Genomic DNA, 17,401 nt, shown 5'->3' with positions numbered 1-17,401 from the left:
CCCCTCCTACGCCACCGCCCCGGCCCGCACCAGGCGCTCGCGCAGGGCCGCTCGGTCGGGCTTGCCCGCCGGGGTCAGCGGCAGTTCCGCGACCACCAGGAGGCGTTCGGGGTGCTTGCGCGGCTCCAGGCCGCGCAGCGTGAGGTGTGCGCCCAGCGAGCCCAGGGTCGGGCTCTGCGCACCGCGCGGTACGACGCATGCGGCGAGCCGCTCGCCCATCAGCTCGTCCGGTACGCCGACGCACACGATGTCCCGCACCTGGGCGTGGGAGGACAGCTCCCGTTCGACCTCGGCGGGGCTGATGTTGGCGCCGCCGCGGATGACGACGTCCTTCAGCCGGCCGACCACGTGCAGGACGCCGTCCTTGTCGATGAGCCCCAGGTCTCCGGTGCGGACCCAGCCGTCGGGGGTGCGGTACCGGGCGTCCAGGTCGGGCGAGGCGACGTAGCACATGGGGGTCATGGGGCCGCGGGCGACGATCTCCCCGACCTCGCCGTCCGGGAGCCGTTCGTGCGTCTCGGTGTGGTTGATGCGGATGTCGGCGACCCGGGGGTCGGGGCGGCCGGCCGCGACGCCGGCTCCGTCCGCGTCCGATTCCGGGGCGGGCGAGCCCAGGCCGGTGTGGCAGTTGACCCCGTCGGCCGAGCCGTAGAGGTTGACCACCGGGCAGCCGAAGACGCGGCTCGCCTGCTCGGCCGTGGTCTCGTCGAGCGCGGCGCCGCCGAGGATCACGGCGGTGGGGGTGGGCAATGCGCGGGCGTCGGGGCCGGGGGCGGACGCGCCCGCCTCCGCTTCCGCCGTTTCCGCCGCCCCGTCCGTCTCCGGTTCCGCCGCTTCCGCCTCCGCTTCCGCCGCCTCCGACTCCAGGCGGTCGAGCATCATGCGGATCATCGTGGGCACGCCGAAGATGTGGGTGGGCCGGTGCTCGCGCACCGCCGCGAGGGCCGCCTCGGGGGTGAAGTGGTCGAGCACGACGAGGGTTCCGCCGTGCCGGGCGAGGGTGACCGCGGTGCCGCTGGAGCCGAAGGCGGAGGCGAGCGGTACGAGGAACAGGCAGCGGGGCGGGGTCCCGTCGGGCATCAGGGAGGCGAGGAAGTTGCCGCGGCCGCCGGCGAGCGCGTTGTGCGAGTACGCGATCATCTTCGGCTCCGCCTCCGAGCCCGACGACACCAGGATGCGGGCGGCGCTGTCGGGATCGGGCCGGACGGGGACGAAGTCGGCCGGGTCGGAGCGCAGCAGCGTGGCGAGCTGAATCGTTCCCTCGGGTTCCGTGCCCACCCGGCCGGCGGCGATCACGTGTCGCAGCGCGGGCAGTTCGGCGGCCAGGGCCAGCAGATCGGCCGCGTGCCGGTTGCCCCGGTGCTCCACGGAGGCGATGACCGCCACGGCCTCGGACCGGCGCAGCAGGCAGCGGGCCTCCGCTCCGCCGCGGCCGACGGGGAAGGGCAGGACGACCGCGCCGAGGGCGGCCAGGGCCAGGTCCGCGATGACGGCGTTGCGCCCGTTGGGGAGTTGCACCCCGACCACGTCCCCCGGCCGTATGCCGAGGTCCCGCAGTCCGGCGGCCAGACATCGCACCTTGCGGTCCAGCGCGGTGTAGCAGAGCTTGCCCTTGGCGTCGATGACCGCGGTGTGGTGCAGGTCGGCGATCTGGCGGGCGCGGAAGAGGCTGTAGAGGTCGAGGTCGGGACAGGTCCCGTCGACGGCCCAGGAACGGCGCAGGCCGGCGGGCAGCAGATCGTGCAGGGCGACGGTCATCGGAAGCTCCAGGGGTCGGGAACGGCGGGGGCACCGTGCGCGTCGCGGCTGATCGAGCCGCCGAAGCGCGGGTCGTGGTGCAGGTCGGCCAGGTCGGTGGTGACGGCGGTCGCGTGGAGTCCGCGCCCGCGCAGCGCGCGCAGGGCGTCCTCGGTGGGCAGGCCGGCGAGCCCGTGGGCGGCGGCGGCCGCCGCGCAGGCGCCGGCGTCCGCGTCGGCGGGGGCGATCCAGCCGTCGGCGGTCCGCAGGGGCGTACGGAATCCGGCGGGCCGCCGGGGGTTCTCCCCGCGCCGGGCCCGGCGCAGGGCCGGGAGGGTGAGCACGTCGGCGGCTCCCAGCAGCGAGGAGTCGACGCGCACCCCGCGCCCGGTGCGCTCGCGCAGCAGCAGCCCCGCGAGGACGGCCTCGGCGCCGAGCAGCCCGCCCAGTACGTCGAGCAGGGTCATCAGGGAGGGCGCGGGCACCTCGCCCTCGGAGCGGGCGGCCTCGCCGACCCCGGTGCGGGCCTGGACCATGAAGTCGGTGCCCATCGGGGCGTCGGTGATCCGGCCGGTCCCCCAGCCGCCGGTGTACGCGTACACGAGCGCGGGGTTGGCCGCCGCGAGGTCGTCGTGGTCGAGGCCCAGCTCGGCGGCCTTGCCCGGGGCCCAGTTGTGCAGGAAGACGTCGGCGTCGGCCGCCAGGTCCCGCAGCCGGAGCCGGTCCGCGGGCGACTTGATGTCCATCTCCACGGCCCGCTTGCCCCGGTTCAGCGCCAGCCAGCGGGCGGAGACGCCCGAGCAGGCCGGCGGCATGCCGCGCAGCGGGTCGCCGCCCGGCGGCTCGATGCGGACGACGTCGGCGCCGAGCAGCCCGAGCAGATGGGCCGCGAGCGGCGCCTGGATGCGGCGGCCGGCCTCCAGCACGGTCAGCCCGGCCAGCGGCTTCGCCGGCCGCGGGGCGGCGGGCACGGCGTGGGGCACGGCGGCGGGCACCGCATGGGGCAGGCCGCCGCCGGAGTCGTACGGGGCCAGGGTCCAGGGGGCGGCTCCGTCGTGTTCGGCGGCCCGCTCGGTCAGGCTCCGCAGCCGGCAGACCTCGGCTCCCGAGGCCGCCGCCGCGTCCCGGATCCGCTGCCAGCCGTGCGCGCGGGTGGTGGCGTGCAGGGCGTCGGGGAAGGGGGCGCACGCGGTGGCGTACCGGAACTGGAAGGGCCGCCAGCCCGCCCGTATCGCGTCGGCGGGGGCGTCCAGGGCCCGCCAGAATCCGGCCCAGGCGCCCGGGTCGAGGGTCTCCAGCTCGAAGAGGGTGCCGTCGGCGGCCGTGAAGGGGGGTCCGCCCGCGGCCAGTTCGGCGGCTTCGCCCTCATCCGCCCCGGTCGCCGCGAGGTACTGGGAGACGACCAGCAGCCCGGCCCGGTCGACGTAGGTGTCCACGCCGGCCGAGGAACCGCCCCTGGCCTGGGCGAGGAGGCCCGCGAGCAGGCCCTGGGTGGTCAGGACGGCCGCGGCACCGAGGGCGTAGTCGACGGCGAGGCCGCGCGGTTCGCCGTCGCGGCGGCCGTGGACGGCCATGATGCCGGTGGCGGCCTGCGCGGTCGCCTCGTCGGTGACGGCGCGGCCCGACAGGGTGTCCGCCGAGCCGTCCGGGGCCGCGGACCAGGCGATGGCGGCGGTGGCGGTGGCGGAGCCGCCGAAACCGCTGCCGGACCCGCCGCCGGACCCGCTGCCGCTACCGATGCCGGACCCGCTGCCGCCCAGTGTGATCCGGCCCGCCCGGTCGCCCTCCCGCGCGGCCGGACCCGTACCGGCGGCGGCCCCCAGCAGCCTCAGGTGCTCGGCCACCGGTCCGGTGAGGGCGGCCGGCCCCGAGGCGGTGAAGTGCAGGCCGTCGAGCGGCCGCGCGGTCTGGGTGACGGCTGGTGACGCCATGCCTCTCCTCTTCTCCCGGCTCCGGCGGTCGGCCGGCGCCGCTGGTGATCCGGGCGCGGGAACCAAGGGGCGGGCGCACCCGACCAGTTCCTCGGGGAGGCAGTCGGACTGCCGTTCCCACGGGTTCCCGGCGGGCTGGAGGAAAGTGGTGGAGATCCGAGTGGCGCAGAACCGAGGGCCGCGGGACCGGGCGACCCTCGGCCAAGGGGCGGCCCCCCGCCCCGAACGGCGCGGCCCTGACGCGCAGTTGAAGGACCGGGTCGCCGACTTCGTGCGCGAGCGGGTGATGCCCCGCGAGCCCGTGCTGGACGCGGGCGGGCCGGCCGCGGCGACCGCCCTGCGGGGGCTCCAGGACGAGGCGAGGGAGGCGGGCCTGTGGGCCCTGCCCCTCCCCGCCGAACTGGGCGGCCAGGGCCTCGGACTGGCCGCGTACGCCCTCCTCGCCGAGGCCGAGGGGGCGAGCGACCACGGGCCGGCGGCCCTGGGCTCGGCCCCGCTGCTGGACGCCACGATGCTGCTGCGCCACGGGAGCGACCGGGTGCGCGCCCTGTACCCCGCGCGGCTGACGGCCGGGGAGCTGCGGGCCTGCTACGCCATGACGGAGCCGGACGTGCCGGGCACCGACCCGTTCCTCACCGCCACCCGCGCCGTCGAACAGCCCGACGGGAGCTGGACGGTGAGCGGCCGCAAGTGGTTCACCTCGCACGCCGCCGAAGCCGGTCTGGTCACCGTCCTCGTCCGCACCGACGGCGGGCCGGGCGACCGCGCGGGGCTCTCCCTCCTCGTCGTCCCCACCTCGTCGCAGGGCTTCCGGGTGGTGCGCGAGCTGCCCGTGTTCGGCGCGTCCGGCCAGTGGGAGATCGAGTTCGACCGGGTCCGGGTGCCCGCCGACCACCTCCTCGGCGAGCGCGGCCGGGCCCTGGACATCGCCGGGGAACGGCTCCAGCTGGGCCGTACGCTGCGCTGCCTGCGCTGGCTCGGCCAGGCGCAGCGCGCCTTCGACCTCATGTGCGGGCGCGCGGGTTCCCGTACGGGCTCGCGCGGGCCGCTCGGCGGGCACCAGCTCGTCCAGCAGCACGTCTTCGAGGCGCTCCTCGCCCTGCGCACCACCCGCCCGCTCGTCCACGAGGCCGTGGCCAGGATCGACGCCGGGCTGGACGCGCACGTCGAGGTGGGCCTGGCCAAGGTGGCGGCGGCGCGCATGCTCCAGCTGGTGACGGACTCCGCGATCCAGGTCCACGGCGCGGCCGGCCTCGGCCCGGACACCGCCCTGCCCGCCCTCTACCGGTCGGGCCGCGCCGCCCGCATCCTCGACGGCCCGGACGAACTCCACATCACGTCGGTGGCGAGGCGGGTCCTGCGGGGGTACGGGGCGTAGCGCGGGCACGGGCGGCAGCGCGGGCACGGGCGGCAGCGCGGGCACGAGCGGCAGCGCGGGCACGAGCGGCAGCGCGGGCACGAGCGGCAGCGCGGGCACGAGCGGCAGCGCGGGCACGAGCGGCAGCGCGGGCACGCCCCGCAGCGCGGGCAAGAGCAGCGCGGGCACGAGCAGCGCGGGCACGCACCGCAGCGCCGGCGGTCAGACGTCCCGGATGTCGAGCCGGCCGGTCAGCTCGGCCAGTCCGAGCGCCAGGAAGAAGGTGCCCCACACCAGTTCGTGCCGGACCGCGATGCCCTTCCCGGCGTCGTAGCAGCCGTCCAGCAGCCTGCCGTCCGACAGGTGCGCTCCGGCCAGCCGCTCCAGGATCGCGGCCGCGCGGGCCGCGTACCGTGCGGCCCCCGGGCCCGGGACGCGGGCGAGCTTCAGCAGCGCGACGGCCGTCACGGCGGCCGCGGAGGTGTCCGACGGGCCCTCGGGCAGCGCCACGTCGGCCGGCGGGACGAGCGGCGCGCCGGGCCCCGCCCACGCGTCGGCCAGCCGCTCCGCGAGCTCCCGCGGACTCCCCGTCAGCAGCCCGGCCACGTCGGTCCGGTGCAGCGCGTCGGCCAGCGCCAGCAGTAGCCAGGCCCGGCCCCTGCTCCAGCCGACGGGCGGATCCCCGCAGGCCCGCCACCCCTCCCCCGCGGCGAAGCCCAGGGCGGGGACGAGCCCGGGACCCGGGGTGAGGCACAGGTCCAGATGGCGGGCCAGGTGGGAGGCGGCCGCCGCGGCGCCCCCGGGGCCGGCGGCGGCGAGGAGGGGGACCAGGCCCGGGACGCCGTCCACGCGGGCCAGCAGGCGGGGCCCGCCGAAGGCCGATCCCCAGGGGACCAGGCCCAGTTCCGCGTCCACGGCCGACAGGCAGGCCGCGGCCGCCCGCGTACGGAGCCCGGCGGCGGCGGGGTCGCCTGCCGCGAGCGCGGTGCCGTACCAGAGGATCAGCCCGCGCGTGGAGGTGTCCGCGTCCACCCAGCCGGCCAGCCGCGCGGTGCACGCGGAGGCGGCGGCCCGGTCGCCCGGGGCGCCGGTGTGCCGGGCGCGCAGCCACAGCAGCCCCGCCCAGAAGCCGCCGGCCCACGAGCCGCGGCCGGTGGTCGTCCAGCGGCCCGTCCCCGGGTCGGCGTACAGCGGGAACCGGTCGCCGGCCTCGGCCGCGCCGACGGCGACCCGGTCGAGGACGTCGGCCAGCGCCCGCCCCGCCCACGCGGGCCCGCTCACGCGGCGGCCGCCGCGGCCCGTGCGCGCCGCTCCCGCAGCGCCCACACCGTCGCCACGGCGCAGGCCAGGGCGAACTCGGCGGCGACCAGCAGCCAGCCCTCGCCGTAGCGGCCCGCGTCCGCGAGCGGGCCGAAGAGGGGCGGGCCCACGGCGAACCCGGTGAAGAATCCGGCGGCCACGAGCGCCGAGTCCTGGCCGGCCCGGCCGGGGGCGGAGCGCTGCATCACCAGCACCATCGAGACGGCGTTGGCCGATACGGCGAACACCCCGACGGCCACGGCGGCCACCCAGACCAGCGGCCCCGCGCTGAGCGCCGCCGCCAGCAGCACGGCCGCCCCGACCGATCCGGCCGCCAGCAGGCCCGGCAGCCACTGCGCGCGCCCCGGCCGGGCCGCCTTCGACCAGCCGATCCGGCCGCCGATGCCCGCGACGCCGAGCACCGCGACCAGGGCGCCGGCCGCAGTGGGGCCCATGTCGAGCCGCTGCGCGCCGAACAGGGCGACGTAGGTGTTCACCGAGGCGATCCCGGAGCCCAGGAAGAGGGAGAACACCGCCAGCCAGGCGATGTCGCCCCGGGGGACGAGCGAGGAGCGCGGCGCGGCGGGCTTCGCCGGAGGGTCTGCGGGCAGGGCGCGCAGCGCCCACAGGGCCGCCAGCGCGGCCGCGGCCGCCGCCGTCCACACGGCCCCGCGCCAGCCGGCCGTACCGGCCAGCGCCGTGAGCGGCAGCCCGGCCGCGAAGGCGCCGAGCTGGACGCCGGACTGCTTCATGCCGGTCACCGGCCCGCGCCGGGCGGGGGCCACGGCGGCGAGGATCGCCTTGTTGGTCGCCGGGTTGGCCAGGGCCTGGGGCACTCCGCCCAGCGCGACGGCGGCGAGGAGGAAGCCGGGGCCGGGTGCGGAGCCGATCAGCGCGAGCGTCGCGGCGGACACCGACAGGAGCAGGACGAGGGAGCGGCGCGGCCCGATCCGGTCCACCAGGCGGCCGCCGAACGGCGACAGCACGGCCGCCGTGCCGAATCCGATCGTGGTCGTCAGACCGAGCACGGCCGCCGAGACGCCCCACTCGGCCACCAGCCTGGGGCCGAGCGCGCCGAAGAGGAACAGCTGCAGCATCGAGAAGGCCATGGCGCCGGTGAGCAGGGCCGTCAGCATGCCCTCCGACCGCACCGCACCGCGCCGTACGGGTGTCCCTGGTGTCCCCGGTGTCCCTGGCGGCCCTGGTGTTCCCGGCATCCGAGGCCCCCCTGGCGCCTTCGCCGACGTACTGCGTTCCCCCACCGCGCGCTCCGTTCCCGCTGCCGGATCTCCGGTCCGCAGCAGGAGTCGGACGGGCGAACACCCCAGTTCCCGGGGGCGGTTGTGGTGTGTGACACATCCCGGCTAGAGCGGTGCATGAGAAATCCTGATGCACCCTGTCGCCGCCCCGGGGTCGGTGCAACGATGACTGCGCCATGACTCCGGGTCGGTGTTGCCGCGCGGTACGGGCTGCGATGTTCGCGGCCACCTGCGTGCTGCTCTCCTCCCTCGGGCACGTGCTCATGTCGGGGACGGCCGTCCCCCGGCGGGCGATGGCGGCGGCGTTCGCCGTCACCGCCGCGGCCGGCTGGATCCTCGCGGGACGCGAGCGCGGGCTGCCGGCGGTCATCTCGGCGACCGTCGCCGTCCAGGCCGCGCTGCACGGCGGGTTCTCGCTGGCCCAGGCGGTCGCGGACCGCTTCGCGGGCCGCCTCGCGGTCGTCCCGTCGGCGGCCGGTGCCGTGGGCGCGTCGGGCACTCCGGGGTCGCCCGCGGCCCCGGACTCGGCGGGCGGGCTGGTCGGGCGGTGGGTCCAGTACCTGCTCTGCTCCCCGCCCGTGCTCCCGCCGCGCCCGCCCGCTCCGGGCACGGGCGGCGGCGCGGGCGGCCACGCCCAGCACGCCATGCACTCCGTGCACGCGCTGACCGACGGCGCGGCCTCCATGACGGTGCCCGTGCCGTCACCGGCACCGATGTCGATGTCGATGTACACGTCCATGCCGACGCCGATGCCGATGGCGGGCGGGCACGACATGCTCTCCATGTCGCCGCTCGGCATGCTCGCCGCCCACCTCCTCGCCGCCCTCGTCTGCGGCCTCTGGCTCGCCTACGGGGAACGGGGCGCCTTCCGCGTCCTGCGTGCCTTCGCCGCCCGGATCCTCGTACCGCTGCGGCTGTTCTTCCGCCTCCCCGCGCCCGCGCACCGGCCGCGCGTCCGCTGCCGCCGGGACCACCGGGCCCGGCCCCTGCGCAACCTCCTGCTCGCCGACGCCCTCACCTCACGGGGTCCACCTCTCGGGACCGCTGTCGTCTGACAGCCGGCTCCCCGACGCGCGACGGGCCAGACCGCCCCGCGCCTCGGGCATCGGCCCTGCCGTTCGGCGGGCCGTACCCGTTCACGGGCTCCGAGGTGCCCCCGCACAGCGGCACCGGACCCGGATTCCCGGAAGGACCTCAGGCGATGACCCCTGCCCTGCTCACCCGCCCGACCGCCGCTCCGCCCGCCCCCGCTCCGCCCCCCCTCTCTCTTATAACCCTCCCCGAGCCCACGTGACTCCGCACGCACTCGTGAGCAAGAGCGGGGAGCAAGAGGGGGCAACGACGAAGGTCCGGTTCCCCTGGGGGAACCGGACCTTCGTACTGAGTAGCGGGGGCAGGATTTGAACCTACGACCTCTGGGTTATGAGCCCAGCGAGCTACCGAGCTGCTCCACCCCGCGTCGGTAAACCCAACTCTACGCCATCCGGGGGGAGGGCTCCGCCAATTAACGTCCACACCCCCCTGGGAACGGGTATCACCGCAGGTCAGGGGCGTAAAACCAGGGTTTTGGGCCGGTCAGCGGCCGGGTGGAGGCGCCTCGTGGCCCGGCCCCGCCGGAACCGGGAACGGAGCGGGAGGGGTTCGGGAACCGCCGGCGGGAGTGTGTGACCAGTCGAAGGCCTGCCGACCGGGAGGCCGAAGAGAAGGGGTCCCCGTGGCGAAGATCGTTCTGGTGTCCGGCAGCACGCGCCGAGACTCGGTGAACACCGCAGTACTGGCGACCGTGCGCCACATCATCGAGGGTCTGCCCGGCGCGCACGAGGCCGTCTCCCTCTCCGTCGCGGAACTGCCGTTCTACGAGGCCTCCCTGGAGCAGGCCGACGGTTCGGCGGCGGTGCGCGGGGCCAAGGAGCTGGTCGCCGGCGCGGACGCGCTGTTCATCAGCACCCCCTCCTACAACGGCGAGATGCCGGGCGCGCTGAAGAACGCGCTGGACTGGCTGTCCCGGCCGGGCGGCGAGAGCCCGCTCAGCGGCAAGGTCACGGCCGTGGCCAGCGCCTCCCCCGGAGCGCGCGGCGGGCTCGACGCCCAGCCCGGTCTGGTCGGCGTACTGCGCCGCTGCGGCGCGCAGCTCGTCGAGCACGAGCCGGTGGCCGTCGGCGGCACGGGTGCGCTGGCCGCCGAGGGCGGGCGCTACACCGACCCGGAGCTCGTGGCCCGGCTCGAAAGCCTGACCCTCGCCGTGCTCGCCGAGGTCTCCGGGCACACCGCCGTCGGGGACCGCGCCGAGGCGCTCGTCTGATGGCCGCCGACCGGCCCGGTCTGCTCAGGATCATGAAGGAGGACCTGGACGTGGTGGTGGCCCGCGATCCCTCGATCCGCAGCCGCCGCGAGGCCCTGCTGCACGCCGCGCTGCCCGCGCTGTGGGCGCACCGGATCGCGCACCGGCTGCACCGGCGGGGGCTGCGGATGACCGCGCGGGCCATCGCCTGGCACGCCCGGCGCGGCACCGCCGTGGAGATCCACCCCGGTGCGGTGCTCGGCCGGCGGGTGTTCATCGACCACGGTGCGGCCGTGGTGATCGGCGAGACCGCGGTGGTCGGCGACGACGTGACCATCTACCACCAGGTGACGCTGGGCGCGGTCGGCTGGTGGAGCGACAACAACCGGGCCGACGGGGAGCGCCGCCACCCGGTGGTGGGCCACGACGTCGTGCTCGGTACGAACGCCACCGTGCTGGGGCCCGTCACCATCGGCGAGCACGCCGTCATCGGCGCCCAGGCCCTGGTGAACAAGGACGTGCCCCCGGGGGCGCGGGTGCTGGCCGCCACCGCCGTGATCAAGGCGGTGGGCGCGGAGCCGCAGCCCATGGAGGACCTGTACGCGACGACCGCGTCGGCCGGGTCCTGGTAGGCCCCCGCTCCTTCCCCGACCTGCCCGACACCGCGGATCCCCGCGGATCCCCGCGAAGACTTCACCGGCGTGCGGCTGACCGTACGACCACCCGAAACGCAGCCGTACGAACCGAACTTGTGAGGAAACAGACGTGGACAGCACCGAGAGCCGTGACATGCGCCCCATCGCCGACAGCATCGAGGACCTGGTCGGTTCGACCCCGCTGATCCGCCTGCGCTTCGAGGACACCGCCCCGGGCACCGAGGTGCTGGCCAAGCTGGAGTCGGCCAACCCGATGTCCAGCAGCAAGGACCGGGCCGCCCTGTACATGCTGCGGGCCGCCGAGCTGCGGGGCGAGCTGACGCCCGGCAACGGCACCGTCATCGAGGCGACGTCCGGCAACACGGGCATCTCGCTGGCCGCGTTCTCCGCCGCCCGCGGCTACCGCTGCGTCATCGTGCTGCCCGACAGCGCCACCCGGGAGCGGGTCTCCCTGCTCAAGGCGCTCGGCGCGGAGATCGTGCAGACCCCGCGCGAGGCCGGGTACCCCGGTGCGATCGCCAAGGCCGAGGAGCTGCACGCGGCGACCCCCGGCTCCTGGTTCCCCTGCCAGCACGAGAACCCCGACAACGTGCGGGCCCACTACGAGACCACCGGCCCGGAGATCTGGACCGACACGGCCGGCCGCGTCGACGTCCTGGTCTGCGGCGTGGGCACCGGCGGGACCCTGACCGGCGCCGCGAAGTACCTGAAGGAGCAGGACCCGTCGATCCGCGTCATCGCGGTCGAGCCGGAGAACTCCCCCGTGCTCTCCCGGGGCACCGGCGGCCTGCACCGGATCCCCGGTCTCAACGGCGGCTTCGTCGCCCCCACCACGGACGTCGCCCTGATCGACCACGTGGTCACCGTGTCCGACGAGGACGCGATGACCGCCGCCCGTGCGCTCGCCCGCCGCCAGGGCATCTTCGTCGGGGTCTCCTCCGGCGCCGTCGCCCACGCCTGCGCCGAGCTGGCCGCGCACCCGGACTACATCGGCGCCTCGATCGTCACCGTGCTGCCCGACACGGGCGAGCGCTACCTCAGCCTCTGGGACGAGGCCGGCGACCCCACCGCCCGGGCCACGGCCCGGCCGGCCGGGCAGCCGCTCCTCCAGCCGGTCGCCAAGGTGCCCGTCCAGCCCGTCGCCTGACCTTCACCGCTCCACCCGCTCCACCCGCTCCACCCGCTCCACCCCCGCTCCGACCTCCCCCACTCCGCAAAGGAACCCCGACATGCCGGTGATCACCGTCGACTGGTGGCAGGGCAACGACCGTGCCCAGCGTGCCGAGCTCGTCCGCGAACTGACCGAGACCGCCTCCCGCGTCGCCCACTGCCCGCACGAGGCCGTGACCGTGATCGTCCGGGACGTGGAGCCGGCCTACTGGGGCAAGGGCGGCACCCTCGCCGACGAACTCCTCGGCGCCGACGACGGCGCCCACGGCGGAGCCGACGACGGAGCCGACGGAGCCGGGTCGTGAGCTTCCGCGAGCTGCACCCCAACATCAAGCTGCGGCTCGGTGTCGGCTTCGTGCAGCGGCTGCTCGGCATCATGCTGATGCCGCTGATGGTCATCCACCTGGCCGCGCTGTACGGCGCGGCGACGGCCGGCGCGCTCACCCTGGCCGTGGCGGTCGCGGGCATCGCCTGCAACTTCCTCGGCGGCCACCTCGCCGACGTCCACGGCCGCAAGCCGTTGATGGTCGCGGGCGAGATCGGGGCGACCCTCACCTTCGGGCTGCTCGCCCTGGCCAACTCGCCCTGGTGGCAGTCGGGAGCGGCGACCTTCGTCCTCTTCCTGCTCAACACCTGCCTGGCGAGCGCCGCCACTCCCGCCGCCGACGCGATGATGATCGACGTCTCCACCCCGGAGAACCGCACGCTCGTCTACACGATCAACTACTGGTCGATCAACATGGCGTTCACCCTGGGCGCCCTGATCGGCGGGTTCTTCTACGGCGACCACTTCGCCCTGCTGCTGACCGCGGCGGCCGCGCTCTCCGCCGCGACCACCCTGGTGACCTGGTGGTGGATCGCCGAGAGCGCCCCGCAGTACGCCAAGGCCCAGGCGGCCGGCGTGTCGGCCATGCTCCGCGGCTACCTCGCGGTCTCCCGGGACCGGGTGTTCCTGCGGCTGATGGTCGCGGCGACCTTCACCCGGGCCGTCGAGGTGCAGATCGGCTACTACATCGCCGTACGGCTCTCCGACGAGTTCCCCGAGCAGGCGCTGACCGGCCTGGAGCGCTGGTTCCCGGCGGTCGACGGGGTCGCGATGCTCGGCATCCTGCGCGCGGTCAACACCGCCCTCGTCGTCGTCTTCGCCCTCTTCGCGGGCAGCATGTTCCGCCGCCTGTCCGACCGCGTCCGGCTGTACGCGGGCCTGGTCGTCTTCACCGCCGGGTACATGGTCCTGGCCGTCAGCAACAGCGGCTGGATCCTGATCGCCGCCGCCGTCCTGATGACCCTCGGCGAGATCGCCAACGTCCCGGTCAAGCAGGCCCTGCTGGCCGACCTCGTGGACCCGGCCGCCCGCACCAAGTACCTGGCCGCCTACGGCCTCAACGCCCGCGTCGGGCTGCTCGTCGGCTCGCTGTGCGTGAGCGTCGGAGCCTTCGTCTCCCCGGTCGGCATGAGCCTGCTCTACGGGGCCTTCGGCCTCGGCGCCATCCTCGTCTACCGCTCCCTGCTGCCGCTGCGCGAAGCCCGCCGGAGCGCGGCCGAGCAGAGCGAAGCCGGCCCGGCCGACACCGAGCGGAACGACACCGGGCGGAACGACACCGAGGCCGCGGAGGCGGCCCGGCCGGCCGCCGCGCCGGCCCAGAACGGAGCCACGTCATGACCCACCCCCGCAGCACCGGCCGGCTCCTGATGGTGATGCCGTACGAGCAACTCGTCCGCAAGGCCGTCGAGGCCGGCTTCCGGGTCTGGTCGATCTGGGACCCGAAGCTCCGGCCGGCCGCCTACCTCGACAAGGTCGCGGCGCACTCGGAGCAGGTGGCGCTGGTCGACTTCGAGGACGAGGCCGCCCTGCGCGCCCTGGTGGCCCGCATCGCCGGCGAGTACCGGGTGGACCACGTCCTGCACCTGGGCAGCGAGTCCAGCATGGCCCCGGTGCTCGCCGAGGCCGAGGCCCTGGGCCTGTCGCCGAACCGCGCGGAGTCCGTCCGGCTGCTCAACGACAAGAACGCGATGCGCCGGCTGCTCAACCGCAACGGCGTCTCCGTGGTCCGCGCCCGGGAAGCCGCCGTGCTCCGCGAAGTGGCGGGACTGCTCGCGGAGTTCGGCCTGCCGGCCGTCGTCAAGCCCGCCAACTCGGCGGGCAGCCGCGGCATCGCGCTGGTGCGCACGGCCGCCGACCTCGCGGAGTGGACCCGGCTGGTCGAGGCCGCGGGCCTCGAAGGCCCGTACATCATCGAGGAGTTCCTCGACGGGCCCGAGTTCAGCGTCGAGACCCTGACCGTCGACGGCATGCACGAGGTCGTCGGGATCACCGCCAAGCAGACCAGCGGCGCGCCCCGGTTCATCGAGACCGGGCACGTCCACCCCGCCCCGCTGTCCCCGGTGGACGAGGGCGCGATCCGCTCGACCGTCACCGCCCTGCTCGACCTCGCGGGGTACGAGTTCGGCCCGGCGCACACCGAGGTGATCCTCACCCCGGCCGGGCCGCGCATCGTGGAGTCCCAGGCCCGGCTCGGCGGCGACCGGATCCCGCTGCTCGTGGAGGTGGCGACCGGCTTCGACCTGGAGGCGGCGATCTTCAGGGCACTGGCCGGCGAGGACGTCAAGGTCCCGGCGCCCCACCGGTACGCCTCCATCGGCTACTTCCGGCTGCCGGCCGGGCCGCTGGAGTCCGTCGGCGGCCTGGCCGAACTGGCCGCCCTGGAGCACGTGCACGCCGTGCACTTCCCGTACGAGGCCGGCGACGTCCTGCCGCACACCACCGACTCCGCCACCCGCCACGGCTACGCCGTCGTCGACGCCGCGAGTCCCGCCGAGGCCGCCGAGCGGATCGCCTCGGCCCGCGCCGCGCTGCGCACCACGACCGCTCCCGGCGCCGCTCCCGCCGCCGCACTCGCCGCCGCTGCCGCCCCGAAGGAGGCCCTGCGATGACCGCAGCCGACCCGACCGCCGACACCACCGGGACCGGCCCGGCCGCCCGGGACCGGACCATGCTGCTCGTCGGCGGCACGGACCAGCACCTGGAGCGCGCCAAGGCCCTGGGTGTGCGCGTGGTGCTGATCCAGCACCCCGACAAGATCAACGCCTTCCAGACCGGGCTCGCCGACGCCCTCCTGATGGTCGACTACACCGACTGGGCCACCGTGCGGCCGCTCGCCGAGGCCGCCCGCGAGGTCTGGGGGTTCGACGCCGTCGTCTCCCTCACCGAGGGCGGACTGGACACCGCGGCCCGGCTGAGGGAGCACTTCGGCTTCCCCGGCACCCGCCCGGAGGTGAGCCGCCGGCTGCGCGACAAGCACCTCATGCGGCGCCACCTCGCCGAGCACGGCACGTCGGCCATGCACTGGGGCCGGGTCACCGACCGGGCCTCCCTGGAGGACTTCGGCGGACGCGCGGGCTTCCCCTTCATCGTCAAGCCCACCGACGCGACCGCGAGCTTCGGCCTGATCCGGGTCGCCGGCGCGGGTGACCTGGACGCCGTGTGGGAGCGGATCGAGGAGCTGCGCGGCCGGCGCACCGACCGCGGCTCGACCCTCTTCACCGTCCGCGAGTTCCTGATGGAGTCCTACCTCGACGGACCCGAGTTCAGCGTGGAGGCCTTCAGCTTCGGCGGCCGCCACGTGGTGGTCGCGGTGACCGAGAAGCTCGTCGACGACACGCACTTCGCGGAGCTGGGCCACGCCCTGCCCGCGCGCCTCGCGCCGGACGCGCACGCCCGGGTCACCGCCGCGGTGGCCGAGTTCCTCGACACGATGGGCGTGAGCGACGGGCCCAGCCACACCGAGCTGCGCCTGGGCTCGCGCGGCCCCGTCGTCATCGAGTCCCACAACCGGGTCGGCGGCGGCCACATCAACGAGCTGGTCGAGGCGGCGTACGGGATCGACCTCATCGCGTACGGGGTGGCCTGGCCGATGGGCCTGGTCGAGGAACTCGCCGGGCCCCCCGCGGCCCGCGCGGGGGCCTGCACCCGCTTCGTGCTGCGCGACCCGGGGACGGTCACCGCCGTGTCGGGCGTCGCGGAGGTCGCGGCCCGCGCCGACGTGCTAGCCGTGGAGGTCTCCGTACGCCCCGGCGACACGGTCCGCCCGCTGCGGGACAACTGGGACCGGCTCGGCTTCGCCGCCGTCACGGCGGCCGACACCGATGCCGCGATCGCGCTCTGCGAGCGGCTGACCGGCGGGATCCGCATCGACGTGACCGCACACGAGAACACCGCGCCCGCCGCCGATCACGGCATCGCCGCGGACCCGCACGACGACGACATGGAGGTGGCGGCATGACCGCGCTCGTACTGCACCGGTTCCCGCTCGGCCCCTTCCCGTACGACCGGTGGCTCGCGGAGCTCGACGGCGGCGTGGTGATGATCGCCGCCCGCGACAAGATCGCGGCGGGCGGCGAGCGGGTCCCGGACGGCCCCGGCGGCTACCGGCACCTGGAGCTCGTCGACTCCTTCGACGACGAGGAGCTCATCGACCGTCTCGCCCGCGACCTGGCCCACGAGTACCGGGTCACCCATGTCATCGCGCACCACGAGGCCGATCTGATCCGGGCGGCCGCGCTGCGCGAGAAGTTCGGCCTGACCGGTCAGCTGCCCGCCGGGGTGCTGCCCTTCCGGGACAAGGTCCTGATGAAGCGGAAGCTGGCCGACGCGGGCATCGCGGTGGCCCCGCACACCGTGCCGGGGACGGCGGACGCGGTACGGGCCTTCGCCGCCGAGCACGGCCTGCCGCTGGTCTTCAAGGCACGCGACGGCTTCGGCTCCATCGGGCTGCGGATCGTGCGGACCGGGGAGGAGCTGGCGGAGCGGATCGCCGAGGACTTCGCGCCCGGCACCGGACCCCGCGAGGACCTGCTGCTGGAGGCGTACGTCCCGGGCCCGATGTGCCACGTGGACGGGGTGGTCGCGGGCGGCCGCACGGTCATGGCCTGGCCCTCGCAGTACCAGTACGACCTGTCCTCCTTCCAGGCCGACGGCGGCGCCCGGGTGGACCTCACGCTGGACCCCTCGGACCCGCTGACCCCGCGGCTGCTGGAGCTCGCGCAGGAGGCGCTGGCGGCGCTGGGCGGGCCGGCGGACTTCGCCTTCCACGCGGAGGTGTTCCACACGCCCGACGACCGGCTCGTGGTCTGCGAGGTCGCGGCCCGCCCGGCGGGCGCGCGCATCCGGGACGTGCTGACGGCGGTCTTCGGGGTGCACCCGGTGGAGCTGGCGTCGCGGGCGCACACGGGGCTGCGGATGCCGGCCCTGCGGGAGGCCGGTGACGGGGCCGGGTGGGAACGGCTGGAGCCGGTCCGCATGGCGGGGCAGGTGCTGATGATGAAGCGGCCGGGCACGGTGCGCGGCATTCCGCTCACGCCGGAGGAGCCGTGGGTGGAGTTCTACGGGGTCTTCGCGGAGCCGGGCGAGGTCCTCGCCGAGGCGGCCATCTCCTCGGACTTCCTGGCCGCGGCGGTGCTGTCGGCGCCGACGCGGGAGGTGTGCGAGCGCAGGCTGCGGGCCCTGGGGGCGCGATTCGAGTCAGAGATAGTGATCGATTGAGCCAATGCCCGGGGCGGGGGCACGGCGCGTGCTCAACCAACGGACAGAGCCTGGTTCTTGATCCGTTCCCGCTGTAGCGTCCGAGGTCGGTATCGGAGTGGGAACCGTTGGGGAACGGTTCCGGAGAACCTCTCCCTTGTCGAACGCAGCACGCACGACAGCACAGACC

14 protein-coding genes and 1 tRNA gene are annotated in these 17,401 nt (G+C 75.6%); 10 read left to right on the top strand and 5 right to left on the bottom strand.

Annotation, left to right across the window (positions count from 1 at the left end; translation table 11 throughout):
- Positions 1 to 6: 6 nt before the first annotated feature.
- Positions 7 to 1,758, bottom strand: a complete 1,752-nt coding sequence (locus DRB96_RS06160; protein WP_112447426.1) for a class I adenylate-forming enzyme family protein — start codon at positions 1,756 to 1,758, stop codon at positions 7 to 9.
- Entirely contained in the window at positions 1,755 to 3,668 is a 1,914-nt protein-coding gene (locus DRB96_RS06155; protein ID WP_112447425.1) for a CoA transferase, read from the bottom strand. Before DRB96_RS06155 ends, DRB96_RS06160 begins: the two co-directional genes overlap by 4 nt.
- A gap of 247 nt (positions 3,669 to 3,915) precedes the next feature.
- On the opposite strand from DRB96_RS06155, the gene DRB96_RS06150 reads away from it, so the two are divergent.
- Positions 3,916 to 5,046, top strand: coding sequence for an acyl-CoA dehydrogenase family protein (locus DRB96_RS06150; RefSeq protein ID WP_239516746.1), 1,131 nt, complete (start codon positions 3,916 to 3,918; stop codon positions 5,044 to 5,046).
- 201 nt (positions 5,047 to 5,247) lie between these two features.
- Here DRB96_RS06150 and DRB96_RS06145 read toward each other — a convergent pair whose 3' ends face one another.
- Positions 5,248 to 6,306 carry a sugar ABC transporter permease gene (locus DRB96_RS06145; RefSeq protein WP_112453245.1) on the bottom strand — a complete coding sequence of 353 codons (1,059 nt, stop codon included), beginning with the start codon at positions 6,304 to 6,306 and terminating at the stop codon, positions 5,248 to 5,250.
- A complete protein-coding gene (locus DRB96_RS06140; protein ID WP_239516034.1) occupies positions 6,303 to 7,460 on the bottom strand; it encodes an MFS transporter in 1,158 nt (385 codons plus the stop codon). Before DRB96_RS06140 ends, DRB96_RS06145 begins: the two co-directional genes overlap by 4 nt.
- Before the next feature lie 338 nt (positions 7,461 to 7,798).
- Between DRB96_RS06140 and DRB96_RS06135 the strand changes: the two genes are divergently transcribed.
- Positions 7,799 to 8,638, top strand: coding sequence for a hypothetical protein (locus DRB96_RS06135; RefSeq protein WP_112447422.1), 840 nt, complete (start codon positions 7,799 to 7,801; stop codon positions 8,636 to 8,638).
- 330 nt (positions 8,639 to 8,968) lie between these two features.
- On the opposite strand, the gene DRB96_RS06130 is transcribed toward DRB96_RS06135, so the two are convergent.
- A tRNA-Met gene (locus DRB96_RS06130) sits at positions 8,969 to 9,042 on the bottom strand.
- A gap of 255 nt (positions 9,043 to 9,297) precedes the next feature.
- Between DRB96_RS06130 and DRB96_RS06125 the strand changes: the two genes are divergently transcribed.
- From DRB96_RS06125 to DRB96_RS06090, 8 genes are all read left to right on the top strand, one after another.
- Entirely contained in the window at positions 9,298 to 9,885 is a 588-nt protein-coding gene (locus DRB96_RS06125; protein WP_162688602.1) for an NADPH-dependent FMN reductase, read from the top strand.
- The gene (gene epsC, locus DRB96_RS06120; RefSeq protein ID WP_204357654.1) at positions 9,885 to 10,496 is read left to right on the top strand and encodes a serine O-acetyltransferase EpsC; all 612 of its coding nucleotides are present in this window, start codon (positions 9,885 to 9,887) and stop codon (positions 10,494 to 10,496) included. The genes DRB96_RS06125 and epsC overlap by 1 nt, the downstream gene beginning before the upstream one ends.
- A 157-nt stretch (positions 10,497 to 10,653) precedes the next feature.
- The gene (locus DRB96_RS06115; protein ID WP_112453242.1) at positions 10,654 to 11,667 is read left to right on the top strand and encodes a cysteine synthase family protein; all 1,014 of its coding nucleotides are present in this window, start codon (positions 10,654 to 10,656) and stop codon (positions 11,665 to 11,667) included.
- Positions 11,668 to 11,749: 82 nt separating this feature from the next.
- Positions 11,750 to 11,995 carry a 4-oxalocrotonate tautomerase family protein gene (locus DRB96_RS06110; RefSeq protein WP_112447418.1) on the top strand — a complete coding sequence of 82 codons (246 nt, stop codon included), beginning with the start codon at positions 11,750 to 11,752 and terminating at the stop codon, positions 11,993 to 11,995.
- Complete coding sequence (locus DRB96_RS06105) at positions 11,992 to 13,353, top strand: MFS transporter (RefSeq protein WP_112447416.1); 1,362 nt, start codon at positions 11,992 to 11,994, stop codon at positions 13,351 to 13,353. Before DRB96_RS06110 ends, DRB96_RS06105 begins: the two co-directional genes overlap by 4 nt.
- Positions 13,350 to 14,624, top strand: coding sequence for an ATP-grasp domain-containing protein (locus tag DRB96_RS06100; protein ID WP_112447414.1), 1,275 nt, complete (start codon positions 13,350 to 13,352; stop codon positions 14,622 to 14,624). Before DRB96_RS06105 ends, DRB96_RS06100 begins: the two co-directional genes overlap by 4 nt.
- Complete coding sequence (locus DRB96_RS06095) at positions 14,621 to 15,973, top strand: ATP-grasp domain-containing protein (protein ID WP_112447412.1); 1,353 nt, start codon at positions 14,621 to 14,623, stop codon at positions 15,971 to 15,973. The genes DRB96_RS06100 and DRB96_RS06095 overlap by 4 nt, the downstream gene beginning before the upstream one ends.
- Positions 15,970 to 17,232 (top strand): hypothetical protein, encoded by a 1,263-nt coding sequence (locus tag DRB96_RS06090; protein WP_112447410.1) that lies wholly within the window; start codon positions 15,970 to 15,972, stop codon positions 17,230 to 17,232. The genes DRB96_RS06095 and DRB96_RS06090 overlap by 4 nt, the downstream gene beginning before the upstream one ends.
- Positions 17,233 to 17,401 lie beyond the last annotated feature (169 nt).

The sequence above is a fragment of the Streptomyces sp. ICC1 genome (assembly GCF_003287935.1).
GTDB lineage: Bacteria > Actinomycetota > Actinomycetes > Streptomycetales > Streptomycetaceae > Streptomyces > Streptomyces tritrimontium.
This window is presented reverse-complemented; position numbering and strand designations above follow the sequence as displayed.

Bases quoted from the DNA above. Each gene is read 5' to 3' on its own strand.
- DRB96_RS06160 (WP_112447426.1), bottom strand. From the start codon at position 1,758: ATGACCGTCGCCCTGCACGATCTGCTGCCCGCCGGCCTGCGCCGTTCC.
- DRB96_RS06155 (WP_112447425.1), bottom strand. From the start codon at position 3,668: ATGGCGTCACCAGCCGTCACCCAGACCGCGCGGCCGCTCGACGGCCTG.
- DRB96_RS06140 (WP_239516034.1), bottom strand. From the start codon at position 7,460: ATGCTGACGGCCCTGCTCACCGGCGCCATGGCCTTCTCGATGCTGCAG.
- DRB96_RS06135 (WP_112447422.1), top strand. From the start codon at position 7,799: ATGTTCGCGGCCACCTGCGTGCTGCTCTCCTCCCTCGGGCACGTGCTC.
- epsC (WP_204357654.1), top strand. From the start codon at position 9,885: ATGGCCGCCGACCGGCCCGGTCTGCTCAGGATCATGAAGGAGGACCTG.
- DRB96_RS06115 (WP_112453242.1), top strand. From the start codon at position 10,654: ATGCGCCCCATCGCCGACAGCATCGAGGACCTGGTCGGTTCGACCCCG.
- DRB96_RS06110 (WP_112447418.1), top strand. From the start codon at position 11,750: ATGCCGGTGATCACCGTCGACTGGTGGCAGGGCAACGACCGTGCCCAG.
- DRB96_RS06100 (WP_112447414.1), top strand. From the start codon at position 13,350: ATGACCCACCCCCGCAGCACCGGCCGGCTCCTGATGGTGATGCCGTAC.
- DRB96_RS06095 (WP_112447412.1), top strand. From the start codon at position 14,621: ATGACCGCAGCCGACCCGACCGCCGACACCACCGGGACCGGCCCGGCC.
- DRB96_RS06090 (WP_112447410.1), top strand. From the start codon at position 15,970: ATGACCGCGCTCGTACTGCACCGGTTCCCGCTCGGCCCCTTCCCGTAC.